The sequence below is a fragment of the Erwinia sp. LJJL01 genome, from assembly GCF_047300805.2.
GTDB lineage: Bacteria > Pseudomonadota > Gammaproteobacteria > Enterobacterales > Enterobacteriaceae > Erwinia > Erwinia aphidicola.
Genome location: NZ_CP178576.1, coordinates 201,958 through 218,379, shown reverse-complemented (window position 1 = coordinate 218,379; position 16,422 = coordinate 201,958). Strand labels below are relative to the sequence as shown.

The following is a 16,422-nucleotide window of genomic DNA, read 5'->3' as shown; positions in this document are numbered from 1 at the left end:
AGTACCGGCTAATCGCGACGTCTGAGAGTTTTCGCCGGTGCCTGCTGCTGCAGATAATATTCGATCAGCTGCGCCACACCGCGTGGACGACTGAACAGGTAACCCTGCATATGCGTCACGCCGCGGTTAATTAACCACAGCGCCTGTTCGCCGGTTTCCACCCCTTCGGCCACGGTCTTGAGATTCAGCTTTTTCGCCAGGCTCAGCACGGTGTCCAGCACCGGTGAGTTTACCGTCTCCATGCCAATGCTCTGCACAAAGCCACGGTCAATCTTCAGGTAGTCAAACTGGAACTTTTCCAGATAGATCAGGGCGCTGTGCCCGGTGCCGAAATCATCAATGGCAATCTTGATCCCGCGCTCGCGGATCCAGTCAAACACCTCGTCGGCATTTGCCTCAGCCACCATGGAGCGTTCGGTAATCTCAAACACATAGCCAAAGTGGTCTGCTGGCATCGCGCTGATCCAGTCGTTGACGTCCTGACGGAAGGTCGGATGAACCAGATGAGCAGGGGAGAGATTAACACCCATTTTGGTGCCCTTAGGCACGGCGTGACGCAGGCGATGAGCATCGCGCGCCACCAGGCGAAACAGATGGCGGGTCAGTGGGACGATCAGGTTTTGCCCTTCGGCGTAGCTGATAAAGGAGTCCGGTGGAATGCGTCCCTCGGTCGGATGCGTCCAGCGTAGCAGTGCTTCGATCGCGTAGGGTTTGCCGCTGCTGGCATCAATGACCGGCTGGTACTCAACGTGAAACTCGCCGCGCTTAATCCCCAGCAGGATCTCCTTGCCGGGGCGCAGGCGCAGGGTCAACAGCAGGAAGCAGCCGCAGGTAATCAGCACGCCCAGCAGCAACCCGGCCAGCAAAATAATATGAACATCGCGCCCGGGCAGCACTTCACCATACAGATAGAGCGTGAGTGGATAGCCCGTAATGGCGATTTTACGCAGCGGGCTGGCGGGCAGCTGACTGCGGTTGACCACTTTGTCATTCCAGGTGGTCAGCGCCCTCTGCCCGGCGGCAATCGCCATACCGCTGATCTCCTGCTGGCGCGAAGCGAGCAGCAGGTAAGGGGTCAGGTTGATATTCAGCGTGGTAAAAATCCCACTGCCGGGCTGGGAAGCATTCTTCAGCCACAGCACGATAGCGGGTGTGTTGCGCACCATTGGCGTTCCGGGGATCAGGCGAATATCCACGGCACGGCTGGCGTCGGTTTCGGGTGAGATTTCATCGATATCCAGCGCCATGGGGCCGGTGGCGGATGAACAAAAAGCGCTGTGATCTTTCACCAGCAGGATGGCGCGAATATTGGCCGCAAAGGCCGCGCGCTGGGTTAAATCACTGCGAACCTGCTCACAGGGAGCCTGCGTCGCGCCCTGCAAGGGCAACAGGGTGGTTTTCAGCTCATCGAAAACGTTGATGACATAAGACTGCGTATATCCGGCAAGCCGGTTATGGCCTTCGGAGCGCCGGTTCCAGGTCAGGATCAGCGTGATAGCAACAAATAACAGAAAAAAGAGCAGCCCCATTGCCGCACTCAGGCAGATTATCCTGCGCGGATGCGTCACATGCCGCCTGACGGTGGTGGTGAGTGGCATTGGGTGTTTTCTCCCGTTTTCGCCGGTTCTTATTATGTTGTCGTCAAATACTGCTCTCTGGTGAAGCCCATGAGAATATAACGGCGCTGGCCGTTCTGTCTCTATGATTATTGATGTGTATCAATCCTTTTTCAGCGCCGCTATTTGCGCTGAAAATCAGGCAAAAAAAAACGCTGCCTGGGCAGCGTTTTCATATCTCGTGTTTCGCGAACTTCAGGAGATCGGAAGTTAGCTTTGCGTATGGCTCAGTACGCGACGTGCATCGCGGTAGCGATTTTTCCAGTATGAGTCATTCAGGTTAGAAATCATCACACCGCTGCTGGTGGAGGCATGAACGAAGTTATCATTACCGATATAAATACCGACATGACGACCCGTAGAGCCTGCACGGAACAGAACTAAATCACCCGGGCGCAATTTCGTGCGCTGAATACTTTTACCGGTATCTTCCTGCTCATAGGTCGAGCGGGGCAGATCCAGGCCAAACTGCTCACGGAACGTGTTCTGTACAAAGGCGGAGCAATCAACGCCGCGCTTGCTGGTACCGCCTAAGCGGTATCGCACACCTTTCCAGTCCGCGTACTGGTCCATCAGGCGGGATTTGATATCCACATTCTGAACCATCTGTTCGAATTCATCCTGAGACGCTTGAAGTAAAAAACCGTTCTGGCTTTTAACTGCATGAGTATCAGTTTGTACATTGTGTCCGCTGTTCGAACTACATGCTGACAACAGCGCCGCTAACGCGACAGCGGGGAGCGCCCGCAAAACATATCTCAGAATAGGTTGAGACTTGACCATTATGTTTGTGATCCCTTGAAGTCCTTAACGACCAAGTCGTTAGAAAAGTGACGGAGCGAAACGAGATTAATTAGTCCAGTGAGCTAAGACAATTCGGAAAACGTTAAAATGTGTGATTTAGCACACTTTAAAATGTAACTTACCGAAATACTTTAGCCAGATCGTCTAATTGAAAGTGAGGTTAACCGATTACAAGCCGCATGGCGAGGGGTTTTAAGCAGTTTTTTATAGGTTTTTGTGATGTGAAATCATTACGCAACGAATTGGTTACATTATCGTCAATTTGCAGCGCAACCGTGTGCACCTAAGTGCAATTATGCAACAACGCGCTCATAGTCAAGTTAAAATCAGAATTATCGGGCTGGACGGATGGGAAAATCAGAGGATTTTGTGCGGGCCAGGGCATAATAAATTCTATTTATCACGCTTCGTTAGCAGACTAATTAATTTCAATGATCGCAGCAGCAGGCGAGGAAATATTCCCCGCCGTTTCGCTACTGCCGATAAATTATTTCTGCGGCTTATATTTTCCCGGCAGGTTTCGATCCAGCCAGTTCACCAGATAATCACTCGCCGGAGTGATCAGCCACCAGCTCATACCAACCAGCACTATCGATAACGATCCCACGGCGATATCGGTAAACCAGTGGGCGCCAATCATTACGCGCGGCAGAGCAAATACCAGCACGATAACCACAGCGACGGCAAACGCGCGACGGGTGAAATAACGCAGCATAAAGCAGGCGAATATCATCAGCATCATGCCGTGATCGCCCGGGAAGCTGTCCGCAGAGGAGTCTTTAGTCGGGATGCCGGTCAGCCTGGTCACGTGGTTGACGTCCGGGAAGAACTTCGTCGGGCTGCCGTGAGAGACCGGGATCAAATGCCCTAACTGGTTCAGACCGACCGCGGTAATCAGCATCGTGATGCCAATCGCCAACATCCGGCGGCGCCCCTGTGGGGTTTCACGGCGCCAGAAGTGCAGATACAGCGCACCCATCGCCAGCAGCGACACGCCGTCAAACGCGCGGAAGTTGGTGATGGCTACCAGCCACAGCAGGGCCTGGTTAGTCACCAGATGCTGGTTAAACCAGTAGAAAATCGTCTTGTCGAGGATAAACCACTGGCCATGATTCTCCGGCAGATACCACGAGAAGAACAGCGCAAAGCCCGCAGCGTTCAGGGCCAGTATTGTTAGCAGGCGTTTAGTTGTCATTGTGATTAAGGATTTATTAAGAAATGTCGCGGCGTAGAGTATGCCTGACATTATAAACGAAGGCTCAACAAAGCACTTTGTAAAATATTCCAGTCGGACTGTTCCTGGTGAATAAGCTCAATCCGACTGTCCGGCGGCGGCAACTGGCGGGTTTCGATATGGAAGTCGGCGCCCTGGCGGTTAATGCTCACCTGGCCCTCGGCGATCCGCAGCACGCCCTTTACGCGCGAAACGGGCGCCAGTCGCGCCCATTCAAGCAGGCCGATGGTGTCGAATACGGTGTCACTGTCGAAAATCCAGCCCGCCGCATAGTAGCCCTGGCCCTGATTCAGCGCGCGGCGCCAGCGGGAATTTTCATTCAGCCGCAGCGAGGCCAGCGGTGAGGGGGCGCCGTGATGGTGGTGCAAAGGGGAGGGTAATACCTGCTGATTGCTGCGCGGCCGATCGAGCAGGGCGGCGTCGATGGTGCCTTGAGAGGTGCGCACCAGCGGCCGCGCCTGGCCGAAATCCTGCTGCCACTGGCTGAGCGCCGTTTGCGTGACTTCGTCCCAGCGATCCTGCTTATTGGCAATAATGATATCGGCGGCGGCCAGCTGATCGCGGAAGTTTTCATTTTCTACTACGCGATTATCCTCCAGCTGGCGCGGATCAAGCAGGCAAAGCGTGGCGCGCAGATCGATCCACGGCTGATATACCGCCGCCGATAACATATCCAGGATCTGTTTAGGGTGGCCAAGGCCGGTGGGTTCAATCAGCAGGCGGTCGGGCCGGGTCTGCTTGAGCAGCATATTTAGCCCGACCTGCATTGGCAGGCCGTTGACGCAGCACATGCATCCGCCGGGTATTTCCTTCAGAACCGCGCCGCTCTCCGCCAGCAGGGCACCATCGATACCGATTTCGCCGAACTCATTTACCAGCACCGCCCAGTTTTCACCTGCAGGTTTGCTGGCCAGCAGATGGCGCAGGGTGGTGGTTTTTCCGCTTCCGAGAAAGCCAGTAATCAGATTTACGCGGGTCATCGGCACTCCTTGAAGAAACTTTAATGATATTTATCGTTCTTTACCGTGATTTGTTTTCATCATGTAACTAATTGTAATTGGCTATCCTAATAAGGAACACAATAAACGATGAGGTGAGCATGAAAAGCATTCTTTCGGCTGCGGCCGTGGTGCTATTCGCCTCATGGACGAGCAGTGTTATGGCAGGGAATAGTCAATCAACGAGCGGTTCGGGTGTTATTAATTTTCAAGGCAGTATCGTTGAGTCTCTCTGCGATTCCGATGTGAATAAAACCCAGGTTAATGTCTCCTGTCAGCGCAACGGCAAGACAAAAGTCAGCACGCTGGCACTGAACAGCACGACCGCACAGCAGTTGCCCTACAATATCGGCAGCAGCAAAATCCACTGGATTGATGCGCAGCGAAGAGTGGGGATTGTCACGGTAGAGTATCAGTAATCATGATCAAGTTGTTATAACATAACATCAGCGGCGCCGTCATCAGACCGCGCCTTTTTTTATGGTCGCAGGCGAAGGCTAGTCAGCGCGGCTCATGTAACGGCGTTCCGGGATGTGAATGCGGATTTTGTCGCCGTTGCTCAGGTATTCCGGCACCTGCACCACCAGGCCGGTACTCATTTTGGCCGGTTTGGTGCGGGCGCTGGCGGAAGCGCCTTTAATGCCAGGCGTGGTTTCAACGATTTCCATGTCCACCGTTTGCGGCAGCTCCAGCGCCAGAATCTGGCCGTCCATGGTCAGCACCTGAATACCCGGAATGCCGCCTTCCGGCAGGAACAGCAGCTCATCTTCAATCTGCTCCTGCTTAAAGTTGTAAGGGGTGTAGTCTTCGTCATCCATAAACACGTACTCGTCACCGTCAATATAGGAGAAGGTGACCTGACGGCGGCTTAGCTGGATGGTGTCGAGAAGGTCATCGCCTTTGAAGCGCTCCTCGACTTTCAGGCCGGTACGCACATCGGTAAAGCGCATCTTATAAAGGGTAGACGCGCCACGGGCGCTGGGGCTTTGTACATCAATATCTTTGACTAACAGCAGCTTGCCGTTGTAATTGATCGCCATGCCCTTTTTAACTTCGTTCGCTCTTGGCATAAAACAGGTCTCGTCGTGAAGAGGATAAATTATCGCGACACGTTACTCGTGCCGCTGCCGCCAGGCAAGATGGCGCAGTGAAAATATCTGGTCGGAAGATCATCAAAATCTCGGGAGATCGCAGGGGGCGACCTTCTTTTTTGGTCGACCCGATCGGGCCATCGTTAAACAATAGTATTCAGCAGGGCGAGCTGCTATTGTCGCGATCTTATTACAGGGGGGTCAGTGATGGAATGTCGTGTCGGATGTGGTGCCTGCTGTACAGCACCGTCAATTTCATCGCCTATTCCCGGCATGCCGAACGGCAAACCGGCAAACACACCCTGCGTGCAGCTCGACAGCCAGTCGCGCTGCAAAATATTCGCCTCCCCGCTGCGGCCCAAAGTCTGTGCCGGGCTGCAGCCGGAATCGACGATGTGCGGCAGTAGCCGCCAGCAGGCGATGGTGTTTCTGCTGGATCTGGAGGCGCAAACCGCCCCCTGAATTACCCTTGTGCCACTTCACAACTCTGCACTTTTGGTTCCGGCACGCGTAACAGGCAGGCGATTGCTGCCGCCATCATCACCACCGCAAACCACAATACGCCATGATAGCTCCAGAACTGCGCCACGGCACCCGCCAGCGCGCCGCCAACAATCCAGCCCATCCGCGTTGAGTTGGTGAACAGCGTAGTGGCCGCTCCGGCCTGGCCGGGCATCATATCCTGGAAGTAGATCATGCCAATACCCGCGAGGATACCGATAAACACCGCGTTCAGCCCCTGCAACACCAGCATCTGCATCTCACCATCAAACAGCAGCGTGCCGGTGTAAAACAGCAGCCCGGCAACGGCGGCGATGCGCATTAAAAGGCGTTTGCCAAAGCGCTTAGCGTAATAGCCCGCCAGCAGCATGATCGGGATCTCCAGCCCGGCCGCCAGCCCCATCATTATCCCCGCCAGCTTCTCCGGCAGATGCAGTTCATTGACTACGTATAGCGGCATGGTAATCAGATACAGCCCGTTGCAGGACCACATCAGGGTGCAGGCGATAAACAGCGTCAGGGTAGCGCGGCGGTGCTGGCGCGGCGCCTGAATGGGTTTTGCGGTCACCTGCGTCGTTTTGCGCATTGACGGCAGCAGGTAGCGAACAATGACCGCGCACAGCACAAAGGCAATGGCGGCGGTGAGATACATGGTGCGGAAACCATAGCCTAGCGCCAGCGCAAAGGCTAAAGGTGGGCCTATCATCCACGCCAGAGAAATCTGTGCGCGCATCACCGAGCTGAACATCACGCTCTCGCGCCCGGTTTTATCGGCGTGCTCACGCGCCAGCGCAAACATTTGCGAGGTCGCGCTGCTGCCAAAGCTGGAAAGCAGCACGCCAGTGAGTAGCAGCACGAAGTAGTTGCGGTTCCAGGCAAACAGCAGGGAAGCCAGCGCACCGAGCAGGCAGCAGTAAAGGATCAGCGTTTTTCGGTCGCCTTTACGGTCCGAGTAACGCGCCAGCAGCTGGCTGACCAGAATGCCAATGACCGCATTAAAGGTGAAAAACAGCCCAACCATAAAAGGCCGCACCTGCACTTCGGTGGTGAGAAACAGGCTGAGGGTCGGGGTCTGCAGCGCCCCGGCGAGGCCAGAGATAAATGCCACCACGAGGAAGGCCAGCGAGCGGTTGCCGGGCAAGGTTCTGGCGGGTGCAGCGGGTATTTGCATGGGGTAATCGGGCCTGATAAGGAAAAACGGCGAGATTTTACGCCGTTATCCAGCGGGCGGGAATGCTTTTGCAATCCTTTGCGCAAGTGTGTGGAATTAACGCACTTTTTGCACAATAAAGCCCTGTGCCGTCTGGCTTCAGCAGGCCTTCAGCTATTTGAGTTAAGGGGCTCTTTTTCCGAAAAACCTTGATGAAATGTGCGGGACATCAAAAATCTGCTACGCCGTTCACAGTAAAACTTGCAACGGATCCGCTAACGGGACCAAACTCATTGAAACGTTTCAGCGTTGTCGCTTCAGGTTGTTATCAAGGTGATAGCGCTTTTTTTCTCAAATTAGCTGAAACGATTCAAATTCAGCAGCGAGGAGAACCATGTTCCAGTTAGAACTCAACGCCATTAAGCCTGGTGCCCAGGCCGGCGACAAACAGGATGCCATTCGTCAGGTTGCTGCCGCGCTGACCGCAGCAGGTAACGTGGGCGAAGGCTACGTAAACGGCATGCTGGCGCGTGAACAGCAGACCTCTACCTATCTGGGTAACGGCATCGCTATTCCGCACGGTACCACCGATACCCGCGACCTGGTGCTGAAAACCGGTGTGCAGGTATTCCAGTTCCCGCAGGGCATCGCCTGGGGTGACGATCAGACCGCCTATGTGGTGATCGGCATTGCGGCGAAGTCTGACGAGCATCTGGCACTGCTGCGCCAGCTGACGCACGTACTGAGCGATGACAGCGTAACGGAACAGCTGAAAACGGCCGACTCCGCCGAAACTCTGCGCAGCATCCTGATGGGTGAGAAGCTGGCCGCCGAATTCAAATTTGATACCTCGCTGATTGCCACCGACGTTGCAGCCAGCGATCTGATGACCCTGCAGGCGCTGAACGCCGGGCGTTTACAGCAGGCGGGCGCGGTAGATGCCTCATTCCTGACCTGCGTGATTGCCGGTAAGCCGCTGAACCTCGGGCAGGGCATCTGGCTGAGCGACAGCACCAGCGGTAACCTCGCCAGCGCCGTGGCAATCAGCCGCGCTGCCGCACCATTTGATGTTAATGGTGAAACTGCACAGCTGCTGATCACCGTATCCGTCGCCGATGACCAGCCATTAACCGTGCTCAACTATTTAAGCGATCTGCTGATCCAGCAGAAAGCCGATCGCCTGCTGAGCGCCGATGCCGCCGGGATCCTCGCGCTGTTAACCAGCGAAGTGTCCGAACAGGCAGACGTGCTGACCGAAGAGTTCAGCATTCGTAATGAACATGGCCTGCATGCCCGTCCGGGCACCGCCCTGGTCAGCGTGATCAAGCAGTTCAACTGTGATGTCACCGTGACTAACCTCGACGGCAGCGGCAAGCCCGCTAACGGCCGCAGCCTGATGAAAGTGGTCGCGCTGGGCGTGAAAAAAGGCCACCGTCTGCGCTTCACCGCCAGCGGTGAAGATGCCCGCGCCGCGCTGGATGCCATCGGCGCCGCCATCGCTTCCGGCCTGGGTGAGGGGGCAGCATGAGCAGACGCGTAGCCACCATTACCCTCAACCCGGCCTATGACCTGGTCGGGTACGTGCCGGAAGTTGAACGCGGAGAAGTCAACCTGGTAAAAACCACCGGGCTGCACGCGGCCGGCAAGGGCATCAACGTGGCCAAAGTGCTGAAGGATCTCGGCATCGACGTCACCGTTGGCGGCTTCCTCGGCAAAGAGAATCAGGACGGCTTCCAGCACCTTTTTAGCGACCTTGGCATCGCCAACCGCTTCCAGGTGGTGGAAGGGCGCACGCGTATCAACGTAAAGCTGACTGAAAAAGATGGCGACGTGACCGACCTGAACTTCTCTGGTTTTGAAGTCACCGCTCAGGACTGGGAGCGCTTCACCGCCGACTCGCTGACCTGGCTGGGTCAGTTCGACATGGTCTGCGTCAGCGGCAGTCTGCCAGCAGGCGTCGATCCGGATGCGTTCACCGAATGGATGACGCAGCTGCGTACCCACTGCCCGTGCATTATTTTTGACAGCAGCCGTGAGGCGCTGGTCGCTGGCCTGAAAGCCGCGCCGTGGCTGGTCAAGCCTAACCGCCGCGAGCTGGAAATCTGGGCGGGGCGTAAACTCCCGACATTACAAGATGTGATTGAAGCAGCACATGCGCTGCGTGAGCAGGGTATCGCACACGTGGTGATCTCTCTCGGTGCCGAAGGGGCGCTGTGGGTGAATGCTTCAGGCGAATGGATTGCAAAACCACCTGCCTGTGAAGTTGTAAGCACCGTGGGTGCCGGTGATTCGATGGTTGGCGGGCTGATCTACGGCCTGCTGATGCGCGAATCCAGCGAGCATACACTGCGTCTTGCAACGGCAGTGGCGGCGATGGCCGTCAGCCAGAGCAACGTGGGCGTTACCGATCGTACCCAGTTGGCCGCGATGATGGCGCGTGTCGACCTACAACCCTATAACTAACAGCAGGAGAAGCTAAATGAAAACGCTGCTGATAATCGATTCTTCGCTGGGACTGGCAACGGGCTATCTGGCAAAAAATATCACCACTGCGGCTGCTGCAAAAGCCGGTCTGACGCTGACGGATAATCCGGCAGAGGCGGACCAGGTCATTGTTGCAGGTAAAAATATTCCAGCGGACAGCACGCTGAACGGTAAAGCCATCTATCTGGCGGATATCGAGCAGCTGATGCGCGAACCTGCACAAGTGCTGGCGAAAGCGCAGACTGACGCCCAGCCGTACACTGCGCCAGCGGTGAGCGCGGCACCGGCACCGGCTGCGGCCGCCAGCAAAGGGCCAAAACGCATCGTGGCCGTCACTGCTTGCCCGACCGGCGTGGCGCACACCTTTATGGCGGCGGAAGCCATCGACACCGAAGCGAAAAAGCGCGGCTGGTGGGTGAAGGTGGAAACCCGTGGTTCAGTGGGCGCGGGTAACGCAATCACTGCGGAAGAGGTGGCAGAGGCCGACCTGGTGATCGTCGCGGCGGATATTGAAGTGGATCTGGCGAAGTTTGCCGGCAAGCCGATGTACCGCACCTCTACCGGACTTGCGCTGAAGAAAACCGCGCAGGAACTGGATAAGGCCGTGGCGGAAGCCAAGCCATATCAGCCGCAGGGCGGCCACTCTTCCGCTACCGAAGATAAGAAAGAGAAAGCGGGGGCTTATCGGCATCTGCTGACCGGCGTCTCTTACATGCTGCCGATGGTGGTCGCAGGGGGTCTGAGCATCGCGCTGTCGTTTGCCTTTGGTATCACCGCGTTTAAAGAGCAGGGTACGCTGGCTGCGGCGCTGATGCAGATCGGGGGTGGCAGTGCCTTCGCCCTGATGGTGCCGGTGCTGGCAGGTTTTATTGCCTTCTCGATTGCCGACCGTCCGGGTCTGACCCCGGGGCTGATTGGCGGGATGATCGCCACCAGCATTAACGCCGGCTTCCTTGGTGGGATTATCGCCGGTTTCATTGCCGGCTATGCCGCGAAGTTCCTCAGCTCGAAGGTGAAACTGCCGACCAGTATGGAAGCGCTGAAGCCGATCCTGATCATTCCGCTGGTTGCCAGCCTGATCACCGGTCTGCTGATGATCTATGTCGTGGGCACACCGGTTGCCGGCATTATGTCCGGTCTGACCGCGTGGCTGGCGAACCTGGGTACCGCCAACGCGGTCGTACTGGGGGCGATTCTCGGCGGCATGATGTGTACTGATATGGGCGGCCCGGTGAACAAAGTGGCCTACGCGTTCGGCGTTGGGCTGTTAAGCTCACAAACCTACGCGCCTATGGCAGCGATTATGGCCGCCGGTATGGTGCCACCGCTGGCGATGGGCCTGGCGACGCTGGTTGCGCGTAAGAAGTTCAACAAGGGTCAGCAGGAAGGCGGCAAAGCGGCGCTGGTACTGGGACTGTGCTTTATTTCTGAAGGTGCGATTCCGTTTGCGGCGCGTGACCCGATGCGCGTCCTGCCTTGCTGCATCATCGGTGGTGCGGTAACGGGTGCGATGTCGATGGCGATTGGTGCCAAACTGATGGCGCCACACGGCGGTCTGTTTGTACTGCTGATCCCTGGCGCTATTACCCCGGTGCTGGGCTACCTGGGGGCGATTATCGTCGGTACGCTCATTGCTGGCCTGGCTTACGCGGTGCTGAAGCGCCCGGAAGCAGAAGCACTGAAAGTGTAATCTTATCACCGTAGGGGCGGGGCATGCCTCGCCCTGGTAACAGGTTATCAAAAGGGGTCAGGCATGCCTGACCCCTACTTTTTTTAACGCTGTTCCGACTTCAGCCACGCAATCTCATCTTTCCAGATATCCGGGTTAACGGTTTCCAGAATCATCGGGATCCCGTCAAAACGCGCATCCTTCATTAGCCAGCTAAACACCGTTTTACCAATGTTGCCTTCGCCAAGACTGTGGTGACGGTCGACGCGGCTGTTAAACTCGCTCTTGGCATCATTGAGGTGCATCCCGCGCAGATACTGGAAGCCAACGATACGCTCAAACTCGGCAAAGGTTTTCACGCACTCATCTTCCGTGCGCAGATCGTAGCCCCCGGCAAATGCATGGCAGGTATCAATGCAGACGCCGACGCGGGATTTATCCTCAACGCCGTCGATAATCGCGGCCAGATGTTCAAAGCGGAAGCCAAGATTGCTGCCCTGACCGGCGGTGTTTTCGATCACCGCCGTCACCCCTTCGGTTTTATCCAGCACGATATTGATCGACTCGGCGATACGCTTCAGGCAATCCTCTTCGCTAATCTGATGCAGATGGCTGCCGGGATGGAAGTTCAGCAGCGTCAGGCCGAGCTGCATGCAGCGCGTTACTTCATCATGGAAAGCTTCGCGCGACTTCTCCAGCGCTTCACTCACCGGGTGGCCGAGGTTAATCAGGTAGCTGTCGTGCGGCAGGATCTGCCCGGGCGTGTAGTGATACTTTTCACAGGCGAGGCGAAAGGCGGAAATCACTTCATCAGTCAGCGGAGACGCGCGCCACTGGCGCTGGTTTTTGGTAAAGAGCGCGAAAGCAGTCGCTTCCAGTTCATATGCGCGTTGTACCGCCTGATCCACACCGCCAGCCGCGCTGACGTGGGCACCGATATATTTCATGCCGTTCTCCTGTTAATGATTCTGCGCAATGCAGGCGCATCATCATAACCGGAAAACGGCAGGAATTATGCCATCAAATGCGCGACCGCCAGATTGATCGCACCGCCACCGACAATCAGCCAGACAAACAGCATCAGTCCGAGCAGCAGGGGTTTCAGGCCCGCCTTTTTCAGTGAGCCAGCATGGGTGGTCAGGCCAAGCGCCGCCATCGCCGTTGCCAGTAAGATGTTATCCAGCTGATTGATATAACTAATCACCACCGGCGGCAGCAGATGCAGCGAGTTAAACAGCGTGACCACAATGAACATCAGCGCGAACCACGGGAAGGTAATCGGTCCGCTGCTTTTGCTGCTGTCACTGCGGCGCACCCGCGCTGCCAGCAGCACCAGGAACGGCGCAAGCATCATCACGCGCAGCAGTTTGGCGATGACCGCTGAGTTCTCCGCATCCGGGCCAATCGCGTGACCGGCGGCCACTACCTGCGCCACTTCATGCATGGTGGAACCGGTATAGACGCCGAATTCACTGGCGCTGACCTGCGGCAGCCAGTGGCTCACCAGCGGCCACATCAGCGGATAGATAAAGATTGCCAGCGTGCCGAAAATCACTACTGTCGCAATGGCGACCGCGACTTTGGCCGGGTCCGCTTTCACCACCGGCTCGGTCGCCAGTACCGCCGCGGCGCCGCAGATGCTGCTACCCGCGCCGATCAGCCAGCTGGTATCACGGTCCAGCCCCAGCACGCGCTGCCCCAGCCAGCAGGCAAGCACGAAGGTGGAGCTGAGCGTCAGCGCATCGATAATCACACCGCTAATGCCGACATCAGTAAGCTGTTGCAGAGTTAAGCGAAAACCATACAGCACGATACCGGCGCGCAGCAGGCGCTGTTTGGCCAGCACGACCCCGCTGTCACAGCGCACGGCAATGCGCGGATAGACGCTATTACCGACCACGATCCCGCCGATAATCGCCAGCGTTAACGATCCCAGGCCCAGCGCGGCGATATGCGGTTGGTTGCCCAGCCAGATCGCCGCAGCGGCAATAACCAGCGCCAGCAATACGCCGGGAGCAAAACGCGTTGGACGCGGATGATGATGAGTAATATTCAGTTCAGCCATGATCTCTTCTCCTTATGCAATATCCACATAATGAGGGGGGCTGGTATAAAAGAGAAATTGATTATATATTTATAATTAACCACTATAAGTGTTAACGCGTCATCGTCTGATCGAGGCCCGATGCGCCGCAATAACAGTAAGGAACAACTATGCATATCACGCTGCGCCAGCTGGAAGTTTTTACCGAGGTGCTGAAAAGCGGATCGACCACCCAGGCATCTCAGGTGCTGGCGCTGTCGCAGTCGGCCGTCAGCGCCGCCCTCGCCGATCTGGAGGGGCAGCTCAGCGTGCAGCTGTTTGACCGCGTCGGTAAACGGCTGGTCATTAACGAGCATGGCCGCCTGCTGTATCCGCGCGCGGTCGGATTGCTGGAGCAGGCGCTGGAGATCGAGCAGCTGTTTCGCGAAGATAACGGCGCGCTGCGCGTGTCGGCCAGTAGCACCATTGGCAACTATCTACTGCCGGGGATGATCGCTAACTATCGCCGCGATTTCCCGGCGCTGCCGCTGGAGATGAGCGTCGGCAACAGTCAGGATGTGATCACCGCCGTGGCGGATTTTCGCGTCGATATTGGCTTAATTGAGGGGCCGTGCCATATGGCCGAGCTGATCACCGAGCCGTGGCTGGAAGATGAGCTGGTGGTGTTTGCCGCACCGGGTGCCGCGATCCTCAGCCAGCCGGTCTCACTGAAAAGCCTGGCGGCTGCGCCATGGATCCTGCGTGAGCACGGTTCCGGCACGCGTGAGATTGTCGATTATCTGCTGCTGTCGCACCTGCCGCAGTTTGAGCTGGCGCTGGAGCTGGGCAATTCGGAGGCGATTAAAAATGCGGTGCGCCACGGCATGGGGATCAGCTGCCTGTCGCGGCGGGTGATTGCCGAGCAGCTGGAGATGGGAACGCTGGTGGAAGTGTCGATACCGCTGCCCGCGCTCAAGCGCACGCTGTACCGCATTCACCACCGCCAGAAGCATATTTCGAAAGCGCTGAGCCGTTTCCTGAGTTACTGCACCGAGTAACCGGGCCGACGATCCCCCGCAGGGGGCGACCATTTTTTCGCTCGCCCCGTGCTGAGGGTTTACACCTGACGTACCCGCGCTAATAATCCGCCGCCGATCATGAAGCTAACTTATAACGTGGCGTTATCGCTATACCGGGATGCCCATGTTGCTATAATCGCGCCTCATTTTTTGCAAGGCGCAGCGTTAAAACATGGATCATGACACAAAAACAACACAACCGCCTGGGTTAAGGCGTGAGCTTAAAGCTCGTCATTTAACGATGATCGCCATTGGCGGTTCAATTGGTACCGGTCTGTTTGTCGCCTCTGGCGCGACCATTTCGCAGGCTGGCCCGGGCGGGGCGCTACTCTCATACGCGCTGATCGGCCTGATGGTTTACTTCCTGATGACCAGCCTCGGTGAGCTGGCGGCGTTTATGCCGGTCTCAGGCTCATTTTCTACCTACGGCGCGAAATACGTCGAAGAGGGCTTCGGCTTCGCGCTGGGCTGGAACTACTGGTACAACTGGGCGGTGACCATCGCCGTTGACCTCGTCGCCTCACAGCTGGTGATGACCTGGTGGTTCCCGGATACCCCTGGCTGGATCTGGAGCGCGCTGTTCCTCTGCCTGATCTTCCTGCTTAACTACATCTCGGTGAAAGGCTTCGGCGAAGCGGAATACTGGTTCTCGCTGATCAAGGTCGCCACCGTGATCATCTTTATTATTGTCGGTGTGGCGATGATCGTCGGCATTCTGCGCGGCGGTGAGAGCGCGGGCTGGCACAACTGGCAGATTGGCGATGCGCCATTCTCCGGTGGGTTTGCCGCCATGATCGGCGTGGCGATGATTGTCGGCTTCTCCTTCCAGGGCACCGAGCTTATCGGCATCGCCGCCGGGGAATCGGAAGATCCGGCGAAGAACATTCCGCGCGCGGTGCGCCAGGTGTTCTGGCGTATCCTGCTATTCTATGTGTTGGCCATTCTGGTGATCAGCCTGATCATCCCGTACACCGACCCGAGCCTGCTGCGCAACGATGTGAAAGACATCAGCGTCAGCCCGTTCACCCTGGTGTTCCAGCACGCAGGCCTGCTGTCGGCTGCGGCGGTGATGAATGCGGTGATCCTGACGGCGGTACTGTCGGCGGGTAACTCCGGCATGTACGCCTCCACGCGTATGCTCTACACCCTGGCGTCTGAAGGCAAAGCGCCGCGCATTTTCGCCAGGCTGTCGAAAGGCGGCGTGCCGCGTAATGCGCTGTATGCCACCACCGTGGTCGCGGGCCTGTGCTTCCTGACCTCCATGTTTGGTAATCAGACCGTCTACCTGTGGCTGCTGAATACCTCGGGCATGACCGGCTTTATCGCCTGGCTCGGGATTGCTATCAGCCACTACCGCTTCCGCCGCGGTTATGTGGCGCAGGGGCACGATCTGGCCGATCTGCCTTACCGCTCCGGCTTCTTCCCGCTGGGGCCGATCTTCGCCTTCGTGCTGTGCCTGATTATTACCCTCGGCCAGAACTACCAGGCATTCCTGTCCGACACCATCGACTGGGGCGGCGTGGCGGCAACCTACATCGGTATCCCGCTGTTCCTGATTATCTGGTTCGGCTTCAAGCTGACGCGCAAAACGCGTTTCGTGAAGTACAGCGAGATGGAATTCCCGAAATTCGAGAAATAAATCGGGCGGAAAGTTAACTCAGGCGCGGGCTCTCCGCGCCTTTTTTTATTCTGAAATCTGGGATTACAAATATTACTGATACGTATTATCATTTGCTCTATTTTATTGCACCTGAACAGAAAAACAGGGATTCA

15 protein-coding genes are annotated in these 16,422 nt (G+C 56.8%); 7 read left to right on the top strand and 8 right to left on the bottom strand.

The window, feature by feature from the left end:
- Positions 1-8 precede the first annotated feature (8 nt).
- From ACLI4M_RS01885 to ACLI4M_RS01870, 4 genes are all read right to left on the bottom strand, one after another.
- Positions 9-1,598: a cyclic di-GMP phosphodiesterase gene (locus tag ACLI4M_RS01885; RefSeq protein ID WP_133623242.1), complete on the bottom strand. Its 1,590-nt coding sequence runs from the start codon at positions 1,596-1,598 to the stop codon at positions 9-11.
- Between the two features lie 228 nt (positions 1,599-1,826).
- Positions 1,827-2,399: a bifunctional murein DD-endopeptidase/murein LD-carboxypeptidase gene (gene mepS / locus ACLI4M_RS01880; protein WP_048915508.1), complete on the bottom strand. Its 573-nt coding sequence runs from the start codon at positions 2,397-2,399 to the stop codon at positions 1,827-1,829.
- A gap of 508 nt (positions 2,400-2,907) precedes the next feature.
- Positions 2,908-3,615, bottom strand: coding sequence for a phosphatase PAP2 family protein (locus ACLI4M_RS01875; protein WP_133623243.1), 708 nt, complete (start codon positions 3,613-3,615; stop codon positions 2,908-2,910).
- A gap of 50 nt (positions 3,616-3,665) precedes the next feature.
- On the bottom strand, positions 3,666-4,634 hold the full coding sequence (locus tag ACLI4M_RS01870; RefSeq protein ID WP_133623244.1) for a GTP-binding protein: 969 nt from the start codon (positions 4,632-4,634) through the stop codon (positions 3,666-3,668).
- A 119-nt stretch (positions 4,635-4,753) separates the two neighbouring features.
- On the opposite strand from ACLI4M_RS01870, the gene ACLI4M_RS01865 reads away from it, so the two are divergent.
- Positions 4,754-5,071 carry a hypothetical protein gene (locus ACLI4M_RS01865; RefSeq protein ID WP_048915511.1) on the top strand — a complete coding sequence of 106 codons (318 nt, stop codon included), beginning with the start codon at positions 4,754-4,756 and terminating at the stop codon, positions 5,069-5,071.
- Between the two features lie 78 nt (positions 5,072-5,149).
- Here ACLI4M_RS01865 and yeiP read toward each other — a convergent pair whose 3' ends face one another.
- The gene (gene yeiP, locus ACLI4M_RS01860; RefSeq protein ID WP_048915512.1) at positions 5,150-5,722 is read right to left on the bottom strand and encodes an elongation factor P-like protein YeiP; all 573 of its coding nucleotides are present in this window, start codon (positions 5,720-5,722) and stop codon (positions 5,150-5,152) included.
- Between the two features lie 228 nt (positions 5,723-5,950).
- Here yeiP and ACLI4M_RS01855 point away from each other — a divergent pair, with 228 nt between their 5' ends.
- Positions 5,951-6,205 carry a YkgJ family cysteine cluster protein gene (locus ACLI4M_RS01855; protein WP_133623245.1) on the top strand — a complete coding sequence of 85 codons (255 nt, stop codon included), beginning with the start codon at positions 5,951-5,953 and terminating at the stop codon, positions 6,203-6,205.
- 1 nt (position 6,206) lies between these two features.
- Here ACLI4M_RS01855 and ACLI4M_RS01850 read toward each other — a convergent pair whose 3' ends face one another.
- Positions 6,207-7,415, bottom strand: a complete 1,209-nt coding sequence (locus tag ACLI4M_RS01850; protein ID WP_133623246.1) for a sugar efflux transporter — start codon at positions 7,413-7,415, stop codon at positions 6,207-6,209.
- A gap of 373 nt (positions 7,416-7,788) precedes the next feature.
- Between ACLI4M_RS01850 and fruB the strand changes: the two genes are divergently transcribed.
- From fruB to fruA, 3 genes are read left to right on the top strand one after another with little or no spacing between them, the layout of a single operon-like run.
- Positions 7,789-8,922: a fused PTS fructose transporter subunit IIA/HPr protein gene (gene fruB, locus ACLI4M_RS01845; protein WP_048915515.1), complete on the top strand. Its 1,134-nt coding sequence runs from the start codon at positions 7,789-7,791 to the stop codon at positions 8,920-8,922.
- Positions 8,919-9,857 carry a 1-phosphofructokinase gene (fruK, locus tag ACLI4M_RS01840; protein ID WP_048915516.1) on the top strand — a complete coding sequence of 313 codons (939 nt, stop codon included), beginning with the start codon at positions 8,919-8,921 and terminating at the stop codon, positions 9,855-9,857. The genes fruB and fruK overlap by 4 nt, the downstream gene beginning before the upstream one ends.
- A 16-nt stretch (positions 9,858-9,873) precedes the next feature.
- Positions 9,874-11,568, top strand: a complete 1,695-nt coding sequence (fruA, locus tag ACLI4M_RS01835; protein ID WP_048915517.1) for a PTS fructose transporter subunit IIBC — start codon at positions 9,874-9,876, stop codon at positions 11,566-11,568.
- Positions 11,569-11,651: 83 nt separating this feature from the next.
- Here fruA and nfo read toward each other — a convergent pair whose 3' ends face one another.
- On the bottom strand, positions 11,652-12,494 hold the full coding sequence (gene nfo, locus ACLI4M_RS01830) for a deoxyribonuclease IV (RefSeq protein ID WP_048915518.1): 843 nt from the start codon (positions 12,492-12,494) through the stop codon (positions 11,652-11,654).
- Between the two features lie 65 nt (positions 12,495-12,559).
- Positions 12,560-13,612: a YeiH family putative sulfate export transporter gene (locus ACLI4M_RS01825; protein ID WP_133623247.1), complete on the bottom strand. Its 1,053-nt coding sequence runs from the start codon at positions 13,610-13,612 to the stop codon at positions 12,560-12,562.
- Positions 13,613-13,761: 149 nt separating this feature from the next.
- Between ACLI4M_RS01825 and yieE the strand changes: the two genes are divergently transcribed.
- Positions 13,762-14,628, top strand: a complete 867-nt coding sequence (gene yieE, locus ACLI4M_RS01820; protein ID WP_048915520.1) for a DNA-binding transcriptional regulator YeiE — start codon at positions 13,762-13,764, stop codon at positions 14,626-14,628.
- Between the two features lie 193 nt (positions 14,629-14,821).
- Positions 14,822-16,288: an amino acid permease gene (locus tag ACLI4M_RS01815; RefSeq protein ID WP_133623248.1), complete on the top strand. Its 1,467-nt coding sequence runs from the start codon at positions 14,822-14,824 to the stop codon at positions 16,286-16,288.
- Positions 16,289-16,422: the final 134 nt, after the last annotated feature.

Excerpts from the sequence above, each read along its gene's own strand:
- yieE (WP_048915520.1), top strand. The coding sequence starts at position 13,762 with ATGCATATCACGCTGCGCCAGCTGGAAGTTTTTACCGAGGTGCTGAAA.
- fruB (WP_048915515.1), top strand. The coding sequence starts at position 7,789 with ATGTTCCAGTTAGAACTCAACGCCATTAAGCCTGGTGCCCAGGCCGGC.
- ACLI4M_RS01870 (WP_133623244.1), bottom strand. The coding sequence starts at position 4,634 with ATGACCCGCGTAAATCTGATTACTGGCTTTCTCGGAAGCGGAAAAACC.
- yeiP (WP_048915512.1), bottom strand. The coding sequence starts at position 5,722 with ATGCCAAGAGCGAACGAAGTTAAAAAGGGCATGGCGATCAATTACAAC.
- nfo (WP_048915518.1), bottom strand. The coding sequence starts at position 12,494 with ATGAAATATATCGGTGCCCACGTCAGCGCGGCTGGCGGTGTGGATCAG.
- ACLI4M_RS01875 (WP_133623243.1), bottom strand. The coding sequence starts at position 3,615 with ATGACAACTAAACGCCTGCTAACAATACTGGCCCTGAACGCTGCGGGC.
- ACLI4M_RS01855 (WP_133623245.1), top strand. The coding sequence starts at position 5,951 with ATGGAATGTCGTGTCGGATGTGGTGCCTGCTGTACAGCACCGTCAATT.
- fruK (WP_048915516.1), top strand. The coding sequence starts at position 8,919 with ATGAGCAGACGCGTAGCCACCATTACCCTCAACCCGGCCTATGACCTG.
- ACLI4M_RS01815 (WP_133623248.1), top strand. The coding sequence starts at position 14,822 with ATGGATCATGACACAAAAACAACACAACCGCCTGGGTTAAGGCGTGAG.
- ACLI4M_RS01825 (WP_133623247.1), bottom strand. The coding sequence starts at position 13,612 with ATGGCTGAACTGAATATTACTCATCATCATCCGCGTCCAACGCGTTTT.
- ACLI4M_RS01865 (WP_048915511.1), top strand. The coding sequence starts at position 4,754 with ATGAAAAGCATTCTTTCGGCTGCGGCCGTGGTGCTATTCGCCTCATGG.
- mepS (WP_048915508.1), bottom strand. The coding sequence starts at position 2,399 with ATGGTCAAGTCTCAACCTATTCTGAGATATGTTTTGCGGGCGCTCCCC.
- fruA (WP_048915517.1), top strand. The coding sequence starts at position 9,874 with ATGAAAACGCTGCTGATAATCGATTCTTCGCTGGGACTGGCAACGGGC.
- ACLI4M_RS01885 (WP_133623242.1), bottom strand. The coding sequence starts at position 1,598 with ATGCCACTCACCACCACCGTCAGGCGGCATGTGACGCATCCGCGCAGG.
- ACLI4M_RS01850 (WP_133623246.1), bottom strand. The coding sequence starts at position 7,415 with ATGCAAATACCCGCTGCACCCGCCAGAACCTTGCCCGGCAACCGCTCG.